Raw genomic sequence first — 20,660 nt, 5'->3', positions numbered from 1 at the left:
GTTGCCGAGCGTAGTGGTCACGGACAGCAATTGGCGAGAGTCTGGCGGTGAGTTCTTGACCGAAAGCTACTAGTGAGTCATTCTCACTTTCATCGACCCGAGGAGGGAACCGTGCCCCGCCCCGCACTCCGTACCCGGCTTCGGACGACGGTCGCCGCCGTCGCCGCCACCGCGGTCCTCGCGACCCTGCCCGCCCCGACCCAGGCAGCGTCGCGCGCGGCAGCTCAGACCGTTGCCGCAAGCCCTGAAGATTATTGCCGGCAGCAATGTCGTGACATCCTCCCACCGGGCCAGAACGGCAACGCCACCTTCACGGACCTCCTTGTTTTCAAGACATTGGGCGTACGTCCAGCGCACTTCAGCGACACCGTCAAGCCGTACCAGGACCTGGTCTGGAACTCGCGCGGTATCACCGACGACGGCCTCGCGCCGTACTTCGACGACGCGTCGTTCGGAGTGAAACCGAACGACATCGCCAGTACGATCCACCCGCGCGGCGACGTCACGATCGTCCGGGACAGGTCGCGCGGCATCCCGCACATCACCGGCACGACGCGGCTCGGCACGATGTTCGGCGCCGGGTACGCGGGCGCGCAGGACCGCCTGTTCGTGATGGACGTGTTCCGGCATCTCGGCCGCGGTCAGCTGACGCCGTTCGCGGGTGGCGCGGCGGCGAACCGGGAGTTCGAGCAGGAGTTCTGGCGTACGGCGCCGTACACCGAGGCGGATCTGCAACGCCAGTTCGACGACGCGGACGAGTTGTACGGCGCGGACGGCGTGAAGATGCAACAAGACATCCAGGCCTGGGTCGACGGGGTGAACCACTACATCGACACGGTCGGCATCGGGTACCCAGGTGAGTACGTCGCGCTCGGTCTGACCTGGCCGACCCCGCACTGGAAGGTGACCGATGTGGTCGCCACCGCGGCCGTGGTCGCGGGCATCTTCGGTACCGGCGGTGGTGCCGAGGTCGCGTCCGCGCTGGCGCTGATCGAGGCGCAGGCGAAGTACGGCGTTGCCCAGGGCACCAAAGTGTGGGAGTCGTTCCGTTCGCAGAACGATCCGGAGGCCAGTACGACCGTGCACAACGGCGCCACCTTCCCGTACGGGACGACCGGACCGAACCCGGCCGGACGCGCGCTGCCGGACCGCGGCTCGGTGACCGCCGAGCCCGAGGTGATCGACCAGACCGCGAACAAGACGGCCGCCGCCAAACCCGCGCCGAAGGGTGCCGAGAAACTCAAAGGCATCTTCAACGGTGGCCTGTTCCCGGAAGGGTTCGGAAAGAAGGCCATGTCGAACGCGCTGCTGGTGTCCGGCGCGCACACCCAGAGCGGCAACCCGATCGCCGTGTACGGACCGCAAACCGGATACTTCGCGCCACAACTACTGCTCCGCCAGGAACTGCAAGGGCCGGGTGTCAGTTCGCGCGGTATCGCCTTCGCCGGTCTCAACTTCTACACGCTGATCGGTCGCGGACCCGACTATTCGTGGAGTGCCACGTCGGCCGGCCAGGACATCACCGACACCTTCGCCGTACCGCTGTGTGAGCCGAACGGCGGAACCCCGACGAAAGCCTCGCAGTACTACGTCTTCCGGGGCCAATGCGTACCGATCGAACGACTCGAACGGCACAACGCCTGGTACGCCAGTCTCGGTTCGTCCGAGCCGGCCGGGTCGTACACATTGGTTGCCCTGCGCACCAAGTACGGCATCGTGACGCATCGCGGTACGGTCGGTGGCAAGCCGGTGCTCTTCACCAAGAACAGGTCGACGTACGGCAACGAGGCGGGGTCGGCGCTCGGGTTCATGCAGTTCAACGACCCGGATCGGATCCACTCGGCCGCCGACTTCCAGAAGGCCGCGGCGAACATCGGATACACCTTCAACTGGTTCTACACCGACAAGGACTCGATCGCGTACTTCAACTCCGGCGACAACCCGGTGCGCGCGGCCGGCGCCGACCCGAACCTGCCGACCTGGAGCAGCTACGAATGGCAGGGCTGGAACCCGGTCGACAATCGTGCGATCTACACGCCGCCCGCGCAGCATCCGCAGGTCGTCAACCAGGACTACCTGACGAGCTGGAACAACAAACAGGCACCCGGGTACTCCGCGTCCGACGGTCAATGGGGTTACAACTCGGTTTACCGCAGTCAGCCGTTGGACGACCGGATCAAGGCGGTGATCGGGAGCGGGCAGAAGTTCACCCGCGGCAAGCTGGTCGAGGCGATGGAGGACGCGGCGACGGTCGACCTGCGCGGTGATCAGGTGCTCCCGTACCTGCTCCGGGTGCTGAAGAGCGCGCCGATCACCGATCCGGCGGTCGCGGACGCGGTCGCCAAACTGACCGTCTGGCAGCAGTCCGGCGCCCACCGCAAGACACCCAGTGCCTCATCCCGCAGCTACGACAACGCGGAGGCGATCCGGCTGCTGGATGCCTGGTGGCCGCTGCTGGTCCCGGCGGAGTTCAAGGACCTCGGACCGGATCTGTACGGCGCGCTGACCGCGAACCTGAAGATCGACGAGCGGCCGAGTTCGCAGGGTTCGGCGTTCCAGAGCGGCTGGTGGGGTTTCGTCCAGCGTGACCTGCGTAAGGTCCTCGGCGATCCGGTCAAGGCTTCACAACCCGTGACGTACTGCGGCGGCGGTTCGCTGGCGTCGTGCCGATCCGTACTCACCGACACCTTGCTGGCGGCAACCAAAGTGCCGGCGGCGACGACGTACCCGGCGACCGCGGACTGCAAGGCGGGTGACCAGTTCTGCGCGGATCAGATTGTGCACAATCCGATGGGCGGCATCACCCAGAATCGGATCGCCTGGGTCAACCGGCCGACCTACCAGCAGGTGGTCGAGTTCCCAGCCCGCCGCGGATCATGACCCCCTACTGCCTGTCAGGATGTGGGGTATGAATCAGAACTTTCCTCCGAACCAGCCGTACCCGCCGCAGCAGGGCTACCAGCAGGGCCCGCCGCCCGGGTACCAAGGCCCGCCGCCGCAGCAGCAGGGGTACCAGCAGGGTCCGCCGCCGCAGGGGTACGGACAGCCAGGGCCGGGGTACGGGCAAGCGCCGGGAAACTACCAGCCGGCGCGGCAGAACGCACCGCACGTGGCGCCGCAGGGTTCGCCGTACCCGGTGCTGGTCTCGACGATGAACGATCTGCCCGGATACACCGCCGAGAAGGTGTTCGGCGAGGTCTTCGGGCTGACCGTACGGAGCCGTGACTTCGGTTCGAACTTCACCGCGAGCTTCCGGTCGCTCGGCGGCGGCGAGGTGCCGGAGTACACCCAGATGCTGGCCGAGTCGCGGCACGTCGCGGTGATGCGGATGTGCCAGATGGCGCAGCAGATGGGCGCGAACGCGGTGCTCGCGATGCGGTTCGACTGCAACGAGATCGCGAACACGATGAGTGAGGTGGCCGCGTACGGGACCGCCGTCGTGGTCCAAAAGGTCCAGAAGGATGAGCCACCGAGGGTCCAGGACAGCAAACCCGATGAGGATGATGCGAATGACAGCTGACCCCGATGCGCCGGTGGTGATGCCGGCCGGCTTCCGGTGGGGCGTGTCCACCTCGGCGTACCAGATCGAAGGTGCCGTGGCCGCGGACGGTCGCGGCACCTCCACCTGGGACACGTTCTGCGCCGAGCCCGGCCGCGTACTGAACGGCGACACCGGCGCGATCGCGTGCGATCACTACCACCGGTACGCCGACGACGTCGCGCTGATGCGTGACCTGGGCGTCGACACCTACCGGTTCTCGTTCGCGTGGCCGCGCATTCAGCCGGACGGCACCGGGCCGGGCAACGCGGCCGGCCTGGACTTCTACGACCGCCTGATCGACACCTTGCTCGGCGCCGGGATTCAGCCCGCGCCGACGCTGTACCACTGGGACACCCCGCAGCCGCTCGAAGACGCCGGCGGCTGGCTGTCCCGCGACACCACCGACCGATTCGCCGAGTACGCCGCGATCGTCGGCGCGCGGTTCGCTGACCGGGTACCGCTCTGGATCACCATCAACGAGCCGATGGTGCTGACGTTGATGGGCTACTCGCTGGGCGCCCACGCGCCAGGCAAGCAGTTGCTCTTCGACGCGCTCCCCGTAGCGCACCACCAGTTGCTCGCGCACGGTCGCGCGGTACAGGCGTTGCGAGCGGCCGGCGCCCAGCAGATCGGTATTGCCTCCAACCACGCGCCGACCTGGCCGGCCAGCGACAGCGCCGAGGACAAGGAAGCGGCCGGGCTGTACGACAACCTGATCAACTGGATGTTCGCCGACCCGATCCTGCTCGGCTCGTACCCGACCGGTCTGGAGGCAGCGATGCCCGGCCCGGTCGCCGACGACCTGGCCGTCATCTCGACCCCACTCGACTTCTTCGGCATCAACCACTACGCGCCGGTCTCGGTCGGTGTTGCCACCGGCAACCCGGACACCGCGGCCACCGACGGCGTACTGCTTCCGCCGGGCCTGCCGTTCGAACCAAGGACAATCACCGGCTACCCGACCACCGACTTCGGCTGGCCGGTGGTGCCGGACGCGTTCGGCGAGATCCTGCGGATCTTCAAGGACCGGTACGGCGACCGCCTGCCGCCGATCTACATCACTGAGAACGGCTGCGCGATCAACGACGGCCCGGTCGACGGCGTGGTGGACGATCAGCGCCGGATCGCTTACCTGGACGGGTACCTGCGGTCGTTGCGTTCGGCAATCGACGACGGCATCGACGTCCGTGGGTATTTCCAATGGTCGTTGCTCGACAACTTCGAGTGGGCCGCCGGGTACTCGCAGCGGTTCGGTCTCGTCCACGTCGATTTCGAGACCCAGGTCCGTACGCCCAAGGCCTCGTATCACTGGTTGCGTGATGTGATCGCGCAAACGCCCAGTCAGAGCCGGTGATGACGTCCGCCCGGCCGTCCGTGTCAGCGGCGTTGACCGAGCCAACGGTTCGGGTTCGGCCGGGTTGGACGGCGGCGGTCGTACTCGCGAACGTCGGCGTGTTCGCGGCCTGGCTCGGGCCGATCCAGGTGCTGCTCGCGAAGCAGTCCGAGGCGGTTGCGCCGGGCAACAAGGAGTTCGTGTTCGGGCTGGTGACCGGGATCGGCGCCGCGGTGTCCGTGGTCGCCAACCCGGCGTTCGGCGCGATCTCCGACCGGACCGCGTCGCGGTACGGACGCCGGGTGCCGTGGGTACTGGCCGGCGCTGTCGGCGCGGCGGTCGGGTTGTTCGTATTGTCAGGTGCGCGGGTGATTGGGCTGATGCTGCTCGGTTGGTGCCTGATGCAACTGTTCGGCAACGCATTGTTGGCCGCGGCAACGGCCGTCGTACCGGACCGGGTGCCGGTCGCGCAACGCGGAGCGGTCGGCGGCTGGGTCGCCATTTCGCAAGTGCTCGGCGCACTGGTCGGGACCGCACTCGCCGCGGCCTTCGACAACTACACCCTCGGGTACATCGCCTGCGCGGCGTTCCTGCTCTTGTCAGTCGTGCCGTACCTGCTGCGCAGTCATGACACGCGCTTGGCGACGCGGCCGCCGTTCGTACTCGGCCAATTCCTGCGCGGGTTCTGGATCGACCCGCGTCAGTACCCGGACTTCGGCTGGGCGTGGTTGACGCGCTTCCTGTTCAACGTCGGCAACGCGCTGGGCACGCTGTACCTCTTCTACTACCTGCAGGACAAGGTCGGTATCGAGGACCCCGACACCGGAGTACTCGTCCTGACGGCGATCTACAGCCTCTGCGTGCTGGTCACCGCGATCAGCGTCGGCGGCTGGTCGGATCGGATCGCGCGCCGCAAGGTGTTCGTGACCGCATCCGGCTGGGTGATGGCGATCGCCGGTGTCGTCCTCGCGCTGTGGCCGACCTGGCCGGGCGCGATCGTCGGCGCGGTCATCCTCGGCTCAGGGTTCGGCGTGTACCTGTCGGTCGACTTCGCGCTGCTCACCCAGGTACTGCCGAATGCCCGCGACCGCGCCAAGGATCTTGGCATGATCAACATCGCCAACTCACTCCCGCAAGTACTGGCGCCCGCGATCGCCGCGCCGATCGTCAAACACCTCGGTGGGTACCCAGTGCTCTACTTCCTGGCGTCGTTCGTGACCGTACTGGCCGGCGTACTCGTGACGCGAATCCGATCGGTCAACTGAGCCGCGGGTTTCCCGGGGGCCCGGACGGCAATGTGCTCCAGACCGAGCCAGCCGGCCATCAGTCGCAGCTCCGCCGCCAGCGGCTCGATGAAGTCCGGTGCGCCCGGCTCGGCAGTCAACGTGGGTACGACCAATGTTGACGTCGCGCGATCGGCTTTGAGGTCGACGCGCGCGACCAGTTGATCACCGAGCAGGAACGGCAGCACGTAGTACCCGTGGACGCGTTGCGGGGCCGGGGTATAGATGCTGATCCGGTAGAAGAAGCCGAACAGGTGGTGGGTCCGGTCGCGGTTCCAGATCAGCGGATCGAACGGTGACAGCAACGCCCGTACGTCGACCGGCTTGTCCTTCGCCTGGTGCCAGCGGTACGCCTGCTGCTTCACGCCCTCGACCCGGACCGGGATCAGCTCGCCGGAGTCGACCAGCTCGCCGACCACCTTGCGAGCGGTTGCCGCAGGCAATGGAAAATGGCCGCGACCGCTGAGGCCGCACAGTTCCCTGGCGGTCGCGACACCCAGACCACGCGCTGCGGTGCGGACCAGGTCGCGGTGTGCTTCGGCGGCGGTCGGTTCCGGTGCGGCGAGTACGTCGGCGGGGAGTACGCGCTCGGTCAGGTCGTACACGCGCTCGAAATGCCGGCGGCCGGCGATCGTCACCTGGCCCGTACAGAATAGGTACTCGATCGCGATCTTCGCGTCCTGCCAGTTCCACATCGCGCCGGTGGTCGGGTCCGGGTCCGGATCGGTGCGCTTCCGGCGTACGCCGTCGGGGCTTGCCTCGCTTGCGGTCAGCGGGCCCAGCTCGGTGACTCGTTCGAGGACCTGGTCGACGTACCCCGGCCGCTCGGCGGTCAGCCGGCGCATGCCCGTCACCACGGACCACGGGGCGGTGACGTCGGGGCTGAGCTCCTCGTCCCAGACCTGCCGCTCGGCGGCCAGCATCCGCCAGCGCATCAGCGGCCAGACGCTTAGCGGGAGGAGAGCGGCTTTGTGGCCCCAGAAGTACTCGAACAGCTCACGGCTTGTTCCCCAGCTGAGGTGATCCAGCGTCTCCCGCGGGTAGTTTCCGATCCGCGCGAACACCGGCAGATAATGCGACCGGCACAACACATTCACCGAATCCAGCTGCAGCACCCCGGTCCGCTCAACCGCCGCACGCACCCGCCCCGCCGCACGCACCCGCCCCGCCGCACGCGCCCGCCCCGCCGCGCGGCGTCCGCCGGCGCCGGGCGTCTCGCCGGTCCTGCGCAGCTCGCCGAACCCCTGCGCGCGCAGAGCCATCCGCCGCGCACTCCCCACCGAAACCTCGTCACCAAGGGCCACCATGCACCGAACCTACAGCGCCCGGCGCGGCGCAGCGCCTGCCGCGCGCCGCACCTCCCGACCCACCATCGCGGTGGGGTTCTCCACCGGTGTTGTGGGTTCTCTACTGGTATGCGGGTGGAGAACCCACAACACCGGTGGATATCCACTCGCGTTTGGGGCGGACGGGATGGGGACTGGCTGGGTGTGTGGGGAGGAGAGGGGGGTGGTTACTCGTCCTCGACAAGTTCGACGGTGGTGGCGTGGCGTTTGGCGAGGGCGTGGTAGACGGCGGCGTTGTGGTCGACGAACAGCTTGGCCGTGCCGTCCAGCGGCACGATCTTCTTCGCCGGGCTGCCCATCGCGACCGACTCGGGCGGGATCGTCACTCCGGGCGTCACAGTCGACCCGGCGGCGACCAGCGAGCGCTTCCCGACGACCGCGCCGTCGAGCACGATCGCGCCGTTCCCCACCAGCGCCTGCTCGCCGATCGTGCAGTCGTGGATCAGGCACTGGTGCCCGATGGTCGCGTTCGGCCCGATCTCGCAGCCGTTGTGGCCGACGTGGATCACGGTGTTGTCCTGAATGTTCGCGCCGGCCCGGATCGTGATCGTGCCCAGGTCGGCACGGATCACGGCGCCGTACCAAACCGAGACGCCGGCCTCGATCACCACATCACCGACCAGCGTGGCAGTAGGCGCGATCCAGGCATCCTGATGCACGACCGGTCGCTTACCTTCGAACGAATACAGAGGCATACCCGGCACCTTAGAGGGCGTCTGAGCACTCTGCACCTACTGCGGGGCACTCAGTGCGGCACCTCGCCGCACGGGAGGAAAGGCAACGATGAAACCACATCGACGCCTTCCCTCCCGCGCGCCGAGCTACCGCACTGAGCACCTCCTCGCTACGGCGCAGAGTGCTCAGACACCCTCTTAACCCAACTCGCGCGGGTCAGGCGGTCCAGCGGTAGCGGCGTTCGGGGCGGCCGGTGGTGCCGTAGCGGAGGGCGACTTCGGCCTGGTGGCGGGTGCAGAAGTACTCGAGGTAGCGGCGCGCGCTGACCCGGGAGATGCCCACCTTCTCGGCGCATTCGGCGGCGGAGAGGTTGTCGGAGGTCGTGCGCAGTGCCGCGGCGACCAGGTCCGCGGTTTCCTGGCTGAGGCCCTTGGGCAGGCGGTTCACGTGCGGCCGCGCGGGCGCCAGCACCCGATCCACATCGGCCTGCGACGTGACCTGCTCGGGTACGCTCGCGCGCCGCCGCGCGTACTCCTGCAAGCGCGCCCGCAGATCCTCGAAACCGAACGGTTTGAGCAGGTAGTTGACGACCCCTTGCCGGACCGCGCCGCGAACCGCCTCGGCCTCCCGCGCGGCCGTGATCACCAGGATGTCCACCTCTGGCCGGACCGCCCGCAGCCGCGCGATCAGGTCGAGGCCGAACACGTCCGGCAGGTACAGGTCGAGCAGCACCAGATCGGGCCGCAGGCCGGTGAGCGCCGCGACCGCCTGATCGCCGGAGTTCGCGGTGCCGACGACCTCGAACCCGTCGATGCGTTCGACGAAGCCGCGGTGGATGCGCGCGACCATGAAGTCGTCGTCCACCACCAGGACGGTGATCATCGGGCTCCTTCGGGCGTACGCCGGGCCTGGTTCGTGGTCATCCGGGCGACGAACACGGCGCCGCCGTCGGCGTTGTTGGTGACCGCCACCTCGCCGCCGCGCCGGCGGCAGATCAGCCGCGTCATCGCCAGCCCGATCCCACGCTCGCCCTCGGCGGCGGCCTTGGTGGTGAACCCGTGCGCGAACACCTCCTGCGCCAGCTCGGGCGTCACCCCGGGACCGGAGTCGCGAACGACGATCTCGACGCTGGTGGCATCCTGCCGCAACTCGACCTCCACCCAGGCGGGCGACAGCGGCGTACCGGACTGTGCCGCCGCGTCGACCGCGTTGTCGACGAGATTCCCGAGTACGGTCGCGATGTCCGCGGACAGCGCCGGGTCCAGCCGGAGCAGCGTGGTTCGTTCGGAGACGCGGAGCTCGACGCGACGTTCGGCCGCGACCGAGGACTTCGCCATCAGCAGGGCAGCGACGGCGACATCGTGGACCCGCCGGGTCACGGTCAGGTCGAGCGACTCACGATAGCGGTTCAGCGCGCCGACGTACGTGACCACTTCCTCGTACTCCCCGATCTGGATCAGCCCGGAGATCGTGTGCAGCTGGTTGGCGAACTCGTGCGTCTGCGCCCGGAGCAGCTCGGCGGAGCTGCGGAACGACCCGAGCTCACGCTCCAGCTGGGCCAGCTCGGTCCGGTCGCGCAACGTGGTGACCGATCCGAGCGACCGCCCATCCTTGGTGACGCTCATCCGGTTCATCACCAGGACGCGCCCGCGCCGGACGACGACCGCGTCCCGCGCGTCGTCCTCACCGGCGAGTACCTCACGCAACCGGCCCTCGATGCCGAGGTCGCTCAGGCTGCGACCGACCGCGTTCTCGGGCAGGTCGAGCAGCCGCCGGCCGACGTCGTTCACCAGCGTCACGCGCAGTTGCGGGTCCAGGGCAACAACACCTTCGGCGAGCCCGTACAGCATCGCCTCCCGGTGCTCGGCCAGCCCGGCGATCTCCCGTGGCTCCAGGCCGAGCGTCTGCCGTTTGATCCGGCGCGCCAGCAACCACGACCCGAGCAGCCCGAGCAGGCAGGCGATGCCGAGATAGATCGCCAGGTACGAGGACGCGCCGCGCAGCCGCTGCAGTACCGAAGGGGACCTCTCACCGACCGTGACGGTGCCGATGCGGTCGCCGAGCGTACCGTCCAACTGTCCTTCCGCGTCGGTGCCCTGGCTCAGCACGGGCACCTGGGACACGAGTTCCTTGTCGCGATCGACCCGCAGCTCACCGGACCAGCCGCGGCCGTCGGCCACGCCGGGATCACCCAGCGTGAGCTTGGTTCCGATCGTGGTCAGGTTGGTGGCCGCGATGATTCTGCCGCGGGCGTCCGAAAGGGTGATCGAGGTGACGCCGGACTGGATCAGCGTGCTCTGCAGCAGCGGAGCGAGCACCTCGGCAGGCGCCGGATTCCGGATACCGAACCGGAGGGTCTGGTTGCCGGCGAGCTGCTCGGCCAGCGCGGTCACCCGGCGGCCTTCCACCCGGTTGAACGTGGCGGCAGACTGAGCCAGCGAGACGGCGGCGACGGCAACGAGTACGACGACCACGATCGCCAGCTGCAGTACGAGCAACTGCCCGGCCAGCGTCGGCCGCCCGATTCGCCCAAGCTGACCGATTCTCGGGGGCAACCCGATCGCCATCTCTCCACCTCCTCGCGTACTCGAAACAAACCCGTTGGTCCTGCCGCATGATCACCGGTCCGGCGCCGGAGTGCCACACTTCACCCGGATTCTGCCTGTGACCACAATGAACTCAACCACCGCTGCGGCCAGAACGCAGACGCCACGACCGCCGGGACGCCAGCATCGTCGCCACTTGATCCGCTTGCAACACGGAAGGATTCCGCCGATGAGGTCACGGCCGATGCTCTGGGTCACCACCGCGCTACTCGCGCTCGTCAGCGCCACCGCCTGCGGTGCGACCGCCGACAAGAAGGACGCCGCCGACACCGGTACGGACGGCAAGCCGGCCACCGGTCTGCGGCTGATGGTTCCGAACACGGCCGGCGGCGGGTACGACACCACCGCGCGGGTCGCCGCGAAGGTGATGGACGACGCCAAGATCGCCACCGGCGTGCAGGTGTTCAACCTGCCCGGCGCCGGCGGGACGGTCGGCCTGCAGCGGACCGTGAACGAGAAGGGCAACGGCAAGCTGGCGATGCAGATGGGCCTCGGCGTGGTCGGCGCGACGTACACGTCGAAGTCGAAGGCGACGCTGACCCAGACCACGCCGCTGGCGAAGCTGATCGAGGAGGCCGGCGCGATCGTGGTGCCGAAGAACTCGCCGTACAAGACGATCCAGGACCTGGTCGCGGCCTGGAAGGCGAACCCGAAGAAGCTCGCGGTCGGCGGCGGCTCGTCGCCGGGCGGCCCGGACCACCTGCTGCCGATGCAGCTCGCGCAGGCCGTCGGCATCGACCCGAAGGACGTCAACTTCGTCTCGTACGACGGTGGCGGTGAGCTGCTGCCGGCGCTACTGGGCAGCAAGATCGCCTTCGGTGCCAGCGGTTTCGGCGAGTTCCTGGACCAGGTCGAGAGCGGTCAGGTGCGGGTGCTCGCGGTCACCAGCGAGCAGCCGATCGAGGCGCTCAAGGACGTACCGACGCTGAAGTCGGCCGGGATCGACCTGGTGTTCACGAACTGGCGTGGCATCGTGGCGCCGCCGGAGATCAGCGACGCGGACAAGAAGGTCTGGATCGACGCGCTGACCAAGATGCGCGACTCGAAGGAATGGAAGGCCGAGCTGGACAAGCGCGGCTGGACCGACGCCTTCCTGACCGGTGACGAGTTCGGCGCGTTCCTGACCGAGCAGGACAAGCGGGTCGCGGACGTTCTCACCAAGCTCGGTCTGACCTCGTGACCGCCGCCGAGGCTCAGGCTGAGACTCGGCGGGACAAGGCGCAGTACGGGGTTTGCGCGGTACTGGCGGTCGTCGGCGGTCTGGTGATCGCCGACGCCGCCCGGCTCCCGCACATTGCCACCAGCAACGATCCGATCGGCCCGAAGCCGGTACCGATCGTGCTCGGCGTACTGCTGCTGCTGATCGCCGTCCTGTACGCGGTCGACGTCGCCCGCGGCGGTACCGGCGCGGCCGAGGAAGGCGAGGACGTCGACGTGACGTCAGCCGTCGACTGGCGCACCGTCCTGCTGCTGATCGGCGCGTTCGTGCTCAACCTCGCCACCATCGAACCGCTCGGCTGGGTGATCAGCGGATCGCTGTTGTTCTGGGGTTCGGCGTACGCGCTCGGCAACCGCCACTACGTCCGCAATCTGGTGATCGCCGTCGCGCTGTCGCTGATCACGTTCTACGCGTTCGCGATCGGGCTGGGCATCAACCTGCCGGCCGGCGTACTGCAAGGGATTCTCTGATGGACAACCTGATGAACCTGATGAACGGGTTCGGCGACGTACTCAGTCCGCTGAACCTGCTGCTCGCGCTGCTCGGCGTGACGGTCGGTACGGCGGTCGGCGTGCTGCCCGGGATCGGCCCGGCGATGACGGTGGCACTGCTGCTGCCGATCACGTACGGCCTCGAGCCGGTGCAGGCGTTCATCCTGTTCGCCGGCATCTTCTACGGCGGCATGTACGGCGGCTCGACCACGTCCATCCTGCTGAACACGCCGGGTGAGTCGTCATCGGTGGTGACGGCGATCGAAGGCAACAAGATGGCCCGGGCCGGACGGGCCGCGCAGGCGCTGGCGACGGCGGCGATCGGTTCGTTCGTCGCCGGCACGATCGGCACGCTGCTGCTCGTACTGGTGGCGCCGCAGGTGGTGAAGTTCGCGATCAGCCTGGGCGCGCCGGACTACCTGGCGATCATGCTGCTCGCGTTCGCCGGTGCCACCTCGGTACTCGGGTCGTCGCGGATCCGTGGTTTCGCGGCGTTGCTGCTCGGTCTGGTGATCGGGCTGGTCGGTATCGACAAGGTGACCGGCCAGCAGCGGCTGACGTTCGGCGTACCACAGCTTGCCGATGGCATCGATGTGGTTGTCGTTGCTGTTGGCATCTTTGCGGTCGGTGAGGCGCTCTGGGTCGCGGCGCACCTGCGCCGGAACCCGGGCACGGTGATCCCGGTCGGCCGGCCGTGGATGGGCAAGTCGGACTGGCGCCGCTCGTGGAAACCCTGGCTGCGTGGTACGGCGTTCGGGTTCCCGATCGGTGCGCTCCCGGCGGGAGGCGCGGAGATTCCGACGTTCCTTTCGTACGCGACCGAGAAGAAGCTGTCCAAGCATCCCGAGGAGTTCGGGCACGGCGCGATCGAGGGTGTCGCCGGACCGGAGGCGGCGAACAACGCGTCCGCAGCCGGGACGCTCGTGCCGATGCTGGCGCTCGGTCTGCCGACGAACGCGACCGCCGCGGTGATGCTGGCCGCGTTCACTTCGTACGGCATCCAGCCCGGGCCGCTGCTCTTCCAGCGCGAACCGAAGCTGGTCTGGGCGTTGATCGCGAGCTTGTTCATCGGCAACCTGTTCCTGCTGTTGCTGAACCTTCCGCTCGCTCCGGCCTGGGCGAAACTGCTCCAGATCCCGCGGCCGTACCTGTACGCGGGCATCATCTTCTTCGCCTCGATGGGTGCTTACGCGGTGAACGCGCAGCCGCTCGACCTGTTGCTGCTCCTGCTGCTCGGACTACTCGGTTTCGGGATGCGGCGGTTCGGCCTGCCGGTGCTGCCGTTGATCATCGGCGTGATCCTCGGCCCGATCGCGGAACGCCAGGCCCGGATGGCACTGCAGTTGTCCAACGGCGACGCGTCCGGCCTGATCGGTGGACCGGTCGCGTACGTCATCTATGTGGTGATCCTGCTGATGATCGCCTGGCCGTTGATCGCCCGGTTGCGCCGGAAAATGATGACAAAGGATGTCGCATATACCGCTGGACAGTAGTCCGGTGACTGAATTACAGCGAGCCTGGCTGGGTGTGATCTCCGCGGAGCACACCCAGCGGGCGGTCGAAGGCGGCTTCATCCAACTCAACCACGGCAAGCGGCACGGCGTGGCCCGGCTACGGCTCGGCGACGGCTTCGCGATCTACTCGCCGACCGAACAGCGCGGCGGGAAGGAACCGCTCCGCGCGTTCACCGCGCTCGGGATGGTCGCGGACGACGCGCCGTACCAAGGCGAACCGATGTCGATGGGTGATCGAGGCATCGTCGAGCCGTGGCGACGGCGGGTCGAGTTCCTGCCGGTACGCCGTGCGGGGCTGCGGGAAGTTGAGCTCCAACTCACTTCCGGGCCGAACTGGGGATACCAGCTGCGGCGAGGTCTGATACCACTGTCCACAACGGATTTCGAGACGCTCCGGGCCGCTATGACGGCAGGCTAAGTGACGCGGAAACAACGCTGCGAGATCGGGGTTGCCGTGTACTAGGGTGCGCGGATGCTCAGAACGGCAATCGGTTTCTCGGTGTTCGGTCTCTTCTGGGGCGCGTGGGGTGCGATCCTGCCCGCGGTGCGTTCCGGTGCCGGTGTCAGCGACGCGGGGCTCGGGGTCGCGCTGTTGATGATCGGGCTCGGGGCACTGGTGTCGATGCGGTTCACCGGATACCTGATCGACCGGTACGGCGCGGTGGTACTGCCCGCGGTGACAGTGCTGTTCGCGCTGTGCGGCGTACTGCCGGCGCTCGCTGGTTCGGCCGTGACGCTGAGCATCGCATTGTTGTTGCTTGGGGCAACCTCCGGCGCGATGGACGTGGCAATCAACGCCACCGGCTCCCAGGCCGAGTCCGTCGCGGGCCGACCGGTCATGAACCTCGCCCACGGTCTCTTCTCGGTAGCCGTCGTCGTAGCAAGCCTGAGCACGGCAGCCCTCCGCGCGACCGGAGCCGCCGCCCTACCTGTCCTCGCCGGCACCGCCGTCGTGATCATCATCGCGGCCCTCACGGTCCTGATCCCACGCGGTACAAGCACAACCCGACCTACTGAAACCGTGAAAGCTGTTTCGGAGAAGCCAACCCGACGAAAGTTAGGGAGGTTGGAAGGGGCGTTGCTGATGTTCGGTGTGTTGTGTGCTCTGGCCTATGTGGTGGAGAACGCCTGGCAGAGTTGGAGTGCGGTGCATCTCGACACCTCGCTGCATGCCGCGCCAGGTCTCGCGTCCAGTGCGCCTGCGGTGTTCGCCGCCGCGGCCGCCACCGGACGGTTCGCCGGAAACGCGCTGCTGAAACGAGTCCGCCCGGTTCAGCTACTCGTCGCGGGCGGGTGCATCGCCGCGGTCGGCTCGCTGATCGCCTCACTCGCGGACCAGCCCTGGTCGGCGCTCGTCGGCATCGGCGTCGCTGGTCTCGGGACCTCGGTCTGCGCGCCGACGATCATCGGGATGGCCGGCGCCTGGGCTGGTCCCGAGCGGCGCGCGGGCGCGATCTCCGTCGTCACCACGATCGCGTACCTCGGCTTCCTGCTCGGCCCGGCGGCAGTCGGCGCGGCCGCCTCACTGTGGACCCTCCCGACCGCACTCAGCGCGGTCGCCGTACTCGCGGTGGTGGTCGCCGCCCTCGCCCCCGTCGCGGCCCGCATCGCCGGCCCCCGTGCCACCGACGTCCCGACCCACTGACCGTCCGCTCCGGCCCGGTGCCCGTCGCCGACCTTCCGATTTGTCCCCGGGCGTGGTTACGGTGGCAGGACCTAGCCAGGAGGGGATCGCATGACCGAGATCGCGAAATCCGGCGCCGTGGTGATCAATCGGGCGGACGGGCGGGACGACGGCGAGGAGTGGACCGAGAACTACACCGAGCTCCCCGGTGGTGCCGGCGTCTCGCTGATTCTGGAGTCGACCACGAAGGAGGGCTCCGGTCCGCGGCTGCACAAGCACCCGTACGCCGAGACGTTCATCATCCGGCGCGGCTCCGCGATTTTCACCGTCGACGGCGAGGAGCTGATCGGCAAAGCCGGGCAGATCCTGGTCGTACCGGCCGACACCCCGCACAAGTTCCGCACCGGCCCCGGTGGGTACGAGGCGCTGCACATCCACGCCAACCCGACCTTCGAAACCATCTGGCTGGAGTGACTACTGGGGAACTTCCGTACCTGGCGGAGTGAACGCCGCGAGCAGGGTCGCGTTGATGTACGGCCCGGCCTGCTCGGACGTGATGCGACCGGCCTGAATCTCCGCGGCGGCGCCGTGCATGACGTTGTGCATCACGCTGACCAGCCACGACGACGGCAGGTCGCTCCGGAAGACCCCTTGCGTACGCCCGCGTTCGAGCAGTCGTTCGACGCGCGTCATCGGATCGGCGTGCAGTTCGCGTACGCGACCTGGTGGCAGTGATTCCTGCGCCGCGAGCAGCAACGCGCGGAAGTGATCGACCAGCTGCCAGCTCGACTCGATCAGCCGGGACAGCGCGGCCCGTGGATCGCCGGTGAGGTCGACCTGCCCGAGTGCTTCCTCGCCGGTCGCGATCGCCTGGACGAAGACCGCGTCGACGAGTTCGGCGCGGGACGGGAAGTGCCCGTACAGCGTGACCCGGCCGACGCCGGCCGCCTTCGCGATCTCGGACGTGCTCGCGCCCGGGTCGCGGGCCAGGCATTCGGCCGCCGCGGCCAGGATCGCCGCGATGTTCCGCTGCGCGTCGGCCCGTCGTGCACCTTCGGTCATCCGCCCTCCTCAATTCCGAACACGGTTGTACGAGTTCCTCTTGTCGAACACCAGTGTACGAGTTACGGTAGCGCTGTAAACCGTACACACGTGTTCGACTTGAGGATGGAACCATGACCCAACCGGACCCCCGGCGGTGGCGGCTGCTGGGGCTGCTCGCCGTCGCGCAGTTCATGCTGATCCTGGATGTGACAGTGGTCGCGATCGCACTGCCGAACATCGAAACAGACCTCGGACTCCAGCGCGAGACCCTGACCTGGGTGGTCAGCGCGTACACGCTGATGTTCGGCGGCCTGATGCTGCTCGGCGGGCGCGCCGCCGACCTGTTCGGCTCGCGCCGCATCGTCCTGGCCGGCCTGGCCGTCTTCACCCTCGCTTCGCTCGCCACCGGCCTGGCCGGCGGTCCGGAGCTGCTGCTCGGCGGCCGGGTCGCGCAGGGTGTCGGCGCCGCGATGTTGTCGCCGGCCGCCTTGTCCATCGTCACCAAGACGTTCGACGGCGCGGAACGGAACAAAGCACTCGGCATCTGGTCCGCGATGGGTGGCGGCGGGTCGGCGATCGGCGTACTGCTCGGTGGTCTGCTGACCGCGGGACCTGGCTGGCAGTGGGTGTTCTACATCAACCTGCCGATCGGTGTCATCGTCTTCGCCCTGTTGCTGCGGATGCTCCCGGCCGATGGTCCGCGCGTGGAACAGGGCCGCCTCGACGTACCCGGCGCACTGCTGGTCACGGCCGGAACCGGTACGGCGATCTATGCGCTCATCAACGCGGGCGATCGCGGCTGGTTGTCGGCGGCAACTCTCGGTACGCTGGCCGGCGCCCTGGTGCTGTACGGGATCTTCGCCCAGGTGCAGCGCTCGGTCCGGTCACCGTTGATGGACCTGCGCATCCTGGCCCGGCGAACCGTTGCCGCCGGCACCTTCATGTTGCTGGTCGCGACCGCGCTGATGATCTCGATGTTCTTCCTCGGTTCGTTCTACCTGCAGCACTTCAAGCAGTACGGCGCGCTGCGTACCGGACTGCTCTTCCTTCCGGTCGCACTGGCCGCGATCGCCGGCGCGCACCTCGGCGGACAGCTCGTCAGCCGGGTCGGCGCCCGACCGGTGGTGCTGACCGCGTTCGTGATCACCGCCGCCGGCGTGACTGTCCCCGCCGTCTGGGAGGGTGCTGCCATGATCGTGATCGGGATGACCGTCGGGACGATCGGGCTCGGCGCGGCGTTCGTCGGCGCGTCGACCACGACGTTCGCGCACGTCGCGCCGCACGAGGCTGGGCTGGCATCCGGAATCCTGAGCACGTTCCACGAGTTCGGCGCGTCGATCGGGGTCGCGGTGGTGTCGAGTGTCGCGGCCGCGAGCCTGGCCGGGACGGTGACGACCGGGTTCACCCGGGGATTCACCTTCGCCGCGGTCACGGCCGCGCTCGCCGCGGTGCTGGCGCTGGTGACCGTGCCGGCGCTGAAACCTTCGACCGGAGGAGTACATGTCCACTGAAATCAGGCGCGCGACGGTCGCGGACGCCGAAACCGTGCTGACGTTGATGGGTGAGCTGGCCGACTACCAGGACCAAGGGCAGTACCTGACCGCGAGCGTCGCGGACTGGCAAGGGTTCCTGGCGCGGGCCGAGGTGGTCGTGCTGATCGCGGAGGTGAACGGCGACGCGGCGGGGTACGTGTCCGCGCTGCGCCGGCCGTACCTCTGGGTCGGCGGAGATCTGCTCGCGCTCGACGACCTGTACGTCCGGGAGCGCTACCGCGACGCCGGAGTTGGCCGGCAGCTGATGCTGGGTCTCGCCCGGCACGCGCTGCCGGACCGCCTCCCGATCAGCTGGGGCCTACGTGTCGAGAACACGTCCGGCTACCGCTTCTACGAACGCCTCGGCGCCAAGCTGGTCACGAAAACCGCGGCCAGCTGGTCGCCGGACGTCTATGCGGAGCAGTTGAAAGAGTAGCCGGGTCAGACCGGGCGTACGTTGTGGTTGCCGGTGAACAGGTTGGCCGGGTCGTAGTCGCGCTTGGTCGCCGCGAGTCGTTCGTACGTTCCGGCCGGGTAAACCGCGGCCACATCGGCGTCGTCGGCGTCGGACAGGAAGTTCGCGTACGCGCCGTGCACGTGTGGGGACAGGCGATCCCACAGTTGCTGCCGGCCCGGGCGGGTCGCCTCGATCACCGGCGGTGGGCCGATGGTCGTGGTGATGATCATCAGCTCGGCCTGGCGATGCGCGTACGCCGTCGCGTCGTCGGCGACCCGGGCGACCGCTCCGCCGACGGTGCGTACGGCGATCACCGGGGCGCCTTGCGCGGTACCCGCCTCGGCGAGGATGCGCAGCACGTCCGGGACGGATTCCTTGTCGACAAAGGCACTTCGGGTCACCAGCTGGATACCCGGCGGCGGTACGGCACCACTCACGAGTACCTCGGCGTACGGGGTCGGCGTGACGTCGTCGGCGATCACCGTACCGAGCTTCCGGATCGGGTCGAGCGCCTCCGCGGGGTCGCTGCCGTCGTACGCGACCTGGATCTCCAGTGGCGCTTCCGGCCCGCCGAGGAAGGGGTTCGCGAAGGACGCGATCGAGGTGAGGTCGTCCGGCGCGGTCCGCAGGTAGTCGGCCCACCGCGGCAGGACGTCCGCGATCTCACTGGCCGCGAACACGATCTTGCCGAAGTGGATCTCGCCGGTCGGGTGCGCCGCGAACTCGAATGCGGTCACGACGCCGAAGTTCCCGCCACCACCACGGACCGCCCAGAACAGCTCGGGGCGCTCGTCCGCTGATGCCCGTACCAGCTCGCCGCTTGCGGTGACCAGCTCCACCGCGACCAGGCTGTCCAGCGCGAGGCCGTACTTCCGTACCTTCCAGCCGATCCCGCCGGACAACGTCAGGCCGCCGACGCCAACGCTCCTGGTGTCGCCCGAGGAGATCGCCAGCCCGTGCGGCGCCAGCGCGTCCACCACCTGCCCCCAGTTCGCGCCGCCACCGATCCGTACCAGGTGCTGCTCCTTGTCGATGATCTCGACCGTGTGCAACAGCCCGAGATCGATGACGAGCCCGCCGTCGTTGGTCCCGAACCCCGCAAACGCATGCCCACCACCCCGAACCGCAAGCTTCAGACCACTCGTCGCGGCGTACCGCACGGCTTTCTGCACGTCCGGCACGTCCACCGGCTGTAGTACGCCCAGCGGGCTTCCGCCGACCAGGACGCTCCCGCTCAAGCCGTCGTACGCCTCATCGCCCGCCCCAACGATCTTTCCGGCAAAACCCTCGATCACTATGCTCATGACCACCTGACGCCGCCACGGCGACCGATGTGACATGAGCTACCCCACATCACAAAACCCACCGCCGCTTCGTCCGGTCGTTCTGTACGTGACCGCCGGGAGCTACGCGCCGCGACGGAGCGGTCCGGTCTCACCTGTGGGTACAACTGTCTGTTTGTCAGCACGGTGGATGGGATGGCGGTTGTCGACACGGCGATCTGGTCCGGGGAGCCGACGTTTCCGGTGGCGGATGCGTACGCGCATGTGGCCGAGGTCGCGTACTGGTCAGGGCCGATCGAGCAGGAATCCGCGTTGCCGCACAGCGCGGCGGCGCGAGAGACGATCCGGCTGTACGGCGAACGGCTCCGGTCCTTCGAGCATCACGACGAGATTCTTCCCGGGGTGCGGGCACTACCGGCCACTGGGCATACGCCGGGGCACTCCGCGATCTTGCTGGAGTCGGCTGGGGAGCGGTTGTTGTGCGTGGGGGACACGTTCTACGACCCACTACAGGTGACCAACCCAGGCTGGGCAACGCCGTGGGACCTCGACCACCCTGCCTCAGTCGCCACCCGCCGCCGCATCCTCGCTTGGGCGGCGGACGAGCAGGTCCTCCTCCACGCCTACCACCTCCCGTTCCCAGGCCTCGGCCGTGTACGCCGAACCGCCACCTCCTTCACCTGGGAACCGATCCGCTGACAGGGGTTGCCCC

At 68.2% G+C, this 20,660-nt stretch carries 19 protein-coding genes; 13 read left to right on the top strand and 6 right to left on the bottom strand.

Features of this window, described 5'->3' with window-relative positions; translation table 11 throughout:
* The first annotated feature begins 111 nt into the window (after window positions 1–111).
* The 4 genes from HDA44_RS21305 to HDA44_RS21290 are packed head-to-tail and all read left to right on the top strand — an operon-like array spanning window position 112 to window position 6,139.
* Window positions 112–2,880: a penicillin acylase family protein gene (locus HDA44_RS21305; protein WP_184837076.1), complete on the top strand. Its 2,769-nt coding sequence runs from the start codon at window positions 112–114 to the stop codon at window positions 2,878–2,880.
* A 28-nt stretch (window positions 2,881–2,908) separates the two neighbouring features.
* Window positions 2,909–3,520, top strand: coding sequence for a YbjQ family protein (locus tag HDA44_RS21300; protein ID WP_184837074.1), 612 nt, complete (start codon window positions 2,909–2,911; stop codon window positions 3,518–3,520).
* Entirely contained in the window at window positions 3,510–4,895 is a 1,386-nt protein-coding gene (locus tag HDA44_RS21295) for a GH1 family beta-glucosidase (protein ID WP_184837072.1), read from the top strand. Before HDA44_RS21300 ends, HDA44_RS21295 begins: the two co-directional genes overlap by 11 nt.
* Window positions 4,895–6,139 (top strand): MFS transporter, encoded by a 1,245-nt coding sequence (locus tag HDA44_RS21290; protein ID WP_184837070.1) that lies wholly within the window; start codon window positions 4,895–4,897, stop codon window positions 6,137–6,139. Before HDA44_RS21295 ends, HDA44_RS21290 begins: the two co-directional genes overlap by 1 nt.
* Here HDA44_RS21290 and HDA44_RS21285 read toward each other — a convergent pair.
* The 4 genes from HDA44_RS21285 to HDA44_RS21270 form a co-directional block, all read right to left on the bottom strand.
* Complete coding sequence (locus tag HDA44_RS21285) at window positions 6,070–7,464, bottom strand: winged helix-turn-helix domain-containing protein (protein WP_184837067.1); 1,395 nt, start codon at window positions 7,462–7,464, stop codon at window positions 6,070–6,072. The genes HDA44_RS21290 and HDA44_RS21285 overlap by 70 nt on opposite strands.
* A 206-nt stretch (window positions 7,465–7,670) precedes the next feature.
* Window positions 7,671–8,198, bottom strand: a complete 528-nt coding sequence (locus HDA44_RS21280; protein ID WP_184837065.1) for a gamma carbonic anhydrase family protein — start codon at window positions 8,196–8,198, stop codon at window positions 7,671–7,673.
* Window positions 8,199–8,394: 196 nt separating this feature from the next.
* Window positions 8,395–9,060: a response regulator gene (locus HDA44_RS21275; RefSeq protein ID WP_184837063.1), complete on the bottom strand. Its 666-nt coding sequence runs from the start codon at window positions 9,058–9,060 to the stop codon at window positions 8,395–8,397.
* Entirely contained in the window at window positions 9,057–10,745 is a 1,689-nt protein-coding gene (locus HDA44_RS21270) for a sensor histidine kinase (protein WP_184837060.1), read from the bottom strand. The genes HDA44_RS21275 and HDA44_RS21270 overlap by 4 nt, the downstream gene beginning before the upstream one ends.
* A gap of 208 nt (window positions 10,746–10,953) precedes the next feature.
* Between HDA44_RS21270 and HDA44_RS21265 the strand changes: the two genes are divergently transcribed.
* The 6 genes from HDA44_RS21265 (at window position 10,954) to HDA44_RS21240 (ending at window position 16,106) form a co-directional block, all read left to right on the top strand.
* Entirely contained in the window at window positions 10,954–11,964 is a 1,011-nt protein-coding gene (locus tag HDA44_RS21265) for a Bug family tripartite tricarboxylate transporter substrate binding protein (RefSeq protein ID WP_184837058.1), read from the top strand.
* On the top strand, window positions 11,961–12,473 hold the full coding sequence (locus tag HDA44_RS21260) for a tripartite tricarboxylate transporter TctB family protein (protein ID WP_184837056.1): 513 nt from the start codon (window positions 11,961–11,963) through the stop codon (window positions 12,471–12,473). The genes HDA44_RS21265 and HDA44_RS21260 overlap by 4 nt, the downstream gene beginning before the upstream one ends.
* Entirely contained in the window at window positions 12,473–13,987 is a 1,515-nt protein-coding gene (locus HDA44_RS21255) for a tripartite tricarboxylate transporter permease (RefSeq protein ID WP_184837054.1), read from the top strand. The genes HDA44_RS21260 and HDA44_RS21255 overlap by 1 nt, the downstream gene beginning before the upstream one ends.
* 4 nt (window positions 13,988–13,991) lie before the next feature.
* Complete coding sequence (locus tag HDA44_RS21250) at window positions 13,992–14,426, top strand: EVE domain-containing protein (protein WP_202887477.1); 435 nt, start codon at window positions 13,992–13,994, stop codon at window positions 14,424–14,426.
* A 54-nt stretch (window positions 14,427–14,480) separates the two neighbouring features.
* On the top strand, window positions 14,481–15,653 hold the full coding sequence (locus tag HDA44_RS21245) for an MFS transporter (RefSeq protein WP_184837049.1): 1,173 nt from the start codon (window positions 14,481–14,483) through the stop codon (window positions 15,651–15,653).
* Between the two features lie 90 nt (window positions 15,654–15,743).
* Entirely contained in the window at window positions 15,744–16,106 is a 363-nt protein-coding gene (locus tag HDA44_RS21240) for a cupin domain-containing protein (RefSeq protein ID WP_184837047.1), read from the top strand.
* Here the strand turns inward: HDA44_RS21240 and HDA44_RS21235 are convergent, their stop codons facing one another.
* Window positions 16,107–16,694, bottom strand: coding sequence for a TetR/AcrR family transcriptional regulator (locus tag HDA44_RS21235; protein ID WP_184837045.1), 588 nt, complete (start codon window positions 16,692–16,694; stop codon window positions 16,107–16,109).
* 113 nt (window positions 16,695–16,807) lie between these two features.
* Between HDA44_RS21235 and HDA44_RS21230 the strand changes: the two genes are divergently transcribed.
* Window positions 16,808–18,187: an MFS transporter gene (locus tag HDA44_RS21230; RefSeq protein ID WP_184837044.1), complete on the top strand. Its 1,380-nt coding sequence runs from the start codon at window positions 16,808–16,810 to the stop codon at window positions 18,185–18,187.
* Entirely contained in the window at window positions 18,177–18,644 is a 468-nt protein-coding gene (locus HDA44_RS21225) for a GNAT family N-acetyltransferase (protein ID WP_184837042.1), read from the top strand. The genes HDA44_RS21230 and HDA44_RS21225 overlap by 11 nt, the downstream gene beginning before the upstream one ends.
* Before the next feature lie 5 nt (window positions 18,645–18,649).
* Here HDA44_RS21225 and HDA44_RS21220 read toward each other — a convergent pair whose 3' ends face one another.
* Window positions 18,650–19,969 (bottom strand): FAD-binding oxidoreductase, encoded by a 1,320-nt coding sequence (locus HDA44_RS21220; protein ID WP_184837040.1) that lies wholly within the window; start codon window positions 19,967–19,969, stop codon window positions 18,650–18,652.
* A 174-nt stretch (window positions 19,970–20,143) separates the two neighbouring features.
* On the opposite strand from HDA44_RS21220, the gene HDA44_RS21215 reads away from it, so the two are divergent.
* Window positions 20,144–20,647, top strand: a complete 504-nt coding sequence (locus HDA44_RS21215; RefSeq protein WP_184837038.1) for an MBL fold metallo-hydrolase — start codon at window positions 20,144–20,146, stop codon at window positions 20,645–20,647.
* Window positions 20,648–20,660: the final 13 nt, after the last annotated feature.

The sequence above is a fragment of the Kribbella solani genome, assembly GCF_014205295.1.
GTDB lineage: Bacteria > Actinomycetota > Actinomycetes > Propionibacteriales > Kribbellaceae > Kribbella > Kribbella solani.
Note: the sequence above shows the minus strand (reverse complement) of the source record. Positions and strands in the feature narration are given on the sequence as shown.

Excerpts from the sequence above, each read along its gene's own strand:
- HDA44_RS21275 (WP_184837063.1), bottom strand. The coding sequence starts at position 9,060 with ATGATCACCGTCCTGGTGGTGGACGACGACTTCATGGTCGCGCGCATC.
- HDA44_RS21245 (WP_184837049.1), top strand. The coding sequence starts at position 14,481 with ATGCTCAGAACGGCAATCGGTTTCTCGGTGTTCGGTCTCTTCTGGGGC.
- HDA44_RS21285 (WP_184837067.1), bottom strand. The coding sequence starts at position 7,464 with ATGGTGGCCCTTGGTGACGAGGTTTCGGTGGGGAGTGCGCGGCGGATG.
- HDA44_RS21300 (WP_184837074.1), top strand. The coding sequence starts at position 2,909 with ATGAATCAGAACTTTCCTCCGAACCAGCCGTACCCGCCGCAGCAGGGC.
- HDA44_RS21215 (WP_184837038.1), top strand. The coding sequence starts at position 20,144 with ATGGCGGTTGTCGACACGGCGATCTGGTCCGGGGAGCCGACGTTTCCG.
- HDA44_RS21270 (WP_184837060.1), bottom strand. The coding sequence starts at position 10,745 with ATGGCGATCGGGTTGCCCCCGAGAATCGGTCAGCTTGGGCGAATCGGG.
- HDA44_RS21220 (WP_184837040.1), bottom strand. The coding sequence starts at position 19,969 with ATGAGCATAGTGATCGAGGGTTTTGCCGGAAAGATCGTTGGGGCGGGC.
- HDA44_RS21235 (WP_184837045.1), bottom strand. The coding sequence starts at position 16,694 with ATGACCGAAGGTGCACGACGGGCCGACGCGCAGCGGAACATCGCGGCG.
- HDA44_RS21290 (WP_184837070.1), top strand. The coding sequence starts at position 4,895 with ATGACGTCCGCCCGGCCGTCCGTGTCAGCGGCGTTGACCGAGCCAACG.
- HDA44_RS21295 (WP_184837072.1), top strand. The coding sequence starts at position 3,510 with ATGACAGCTGACCCCGATGCGCCGGTGGTGATGCCGGCCGGCTTCCGG.
- HDA44_RS21225 (WP_184837042.1), top strand. The coding sequence starts at position 18,177 with ATGTCCACTGAAATCAGGCGCGCGACGGTCGCGGACGCCGAAACCGTG.
- HDA44_RS21255 (WP_184837054.1), top strand. The coding sequence starts at position 12,473 with ATGGACAACCTGATGAACCTGATGAACGGGTTCGGCGACGTACTCAGT.
- HDA44_RS21240 (WP_184837047.1), top strand. The coding sequence starts at position 15,744 with ATGACCGAGATCGCGAAATCCGGCGCCGTGGTGATCAATCGGGCGGAC.
- HDA44_RS21265 (WP_184837058.1), top strand. The coding sequence starts at position 10,954 with ATGAGGTCACGGCCGATGCTCTGGGTCACCACCGCGCTACTCGCGCTC.
- HDA44_RS21230 (WP_184837044.1), top strand. The coding sequence starts at position 16,808 with ATGACCCAACCGGACCCCCGGCGGTGGCGGCTGCTGGGGCTGCTCGCC.
- HDA44_RS21280 (WP_184837065.1), bottom strand. The coding sequence starts at position 8,198 with ATGCCTCTGTATTCGTTCGAAGGTAAGCGACCGGTCGTGCATCAGGAT.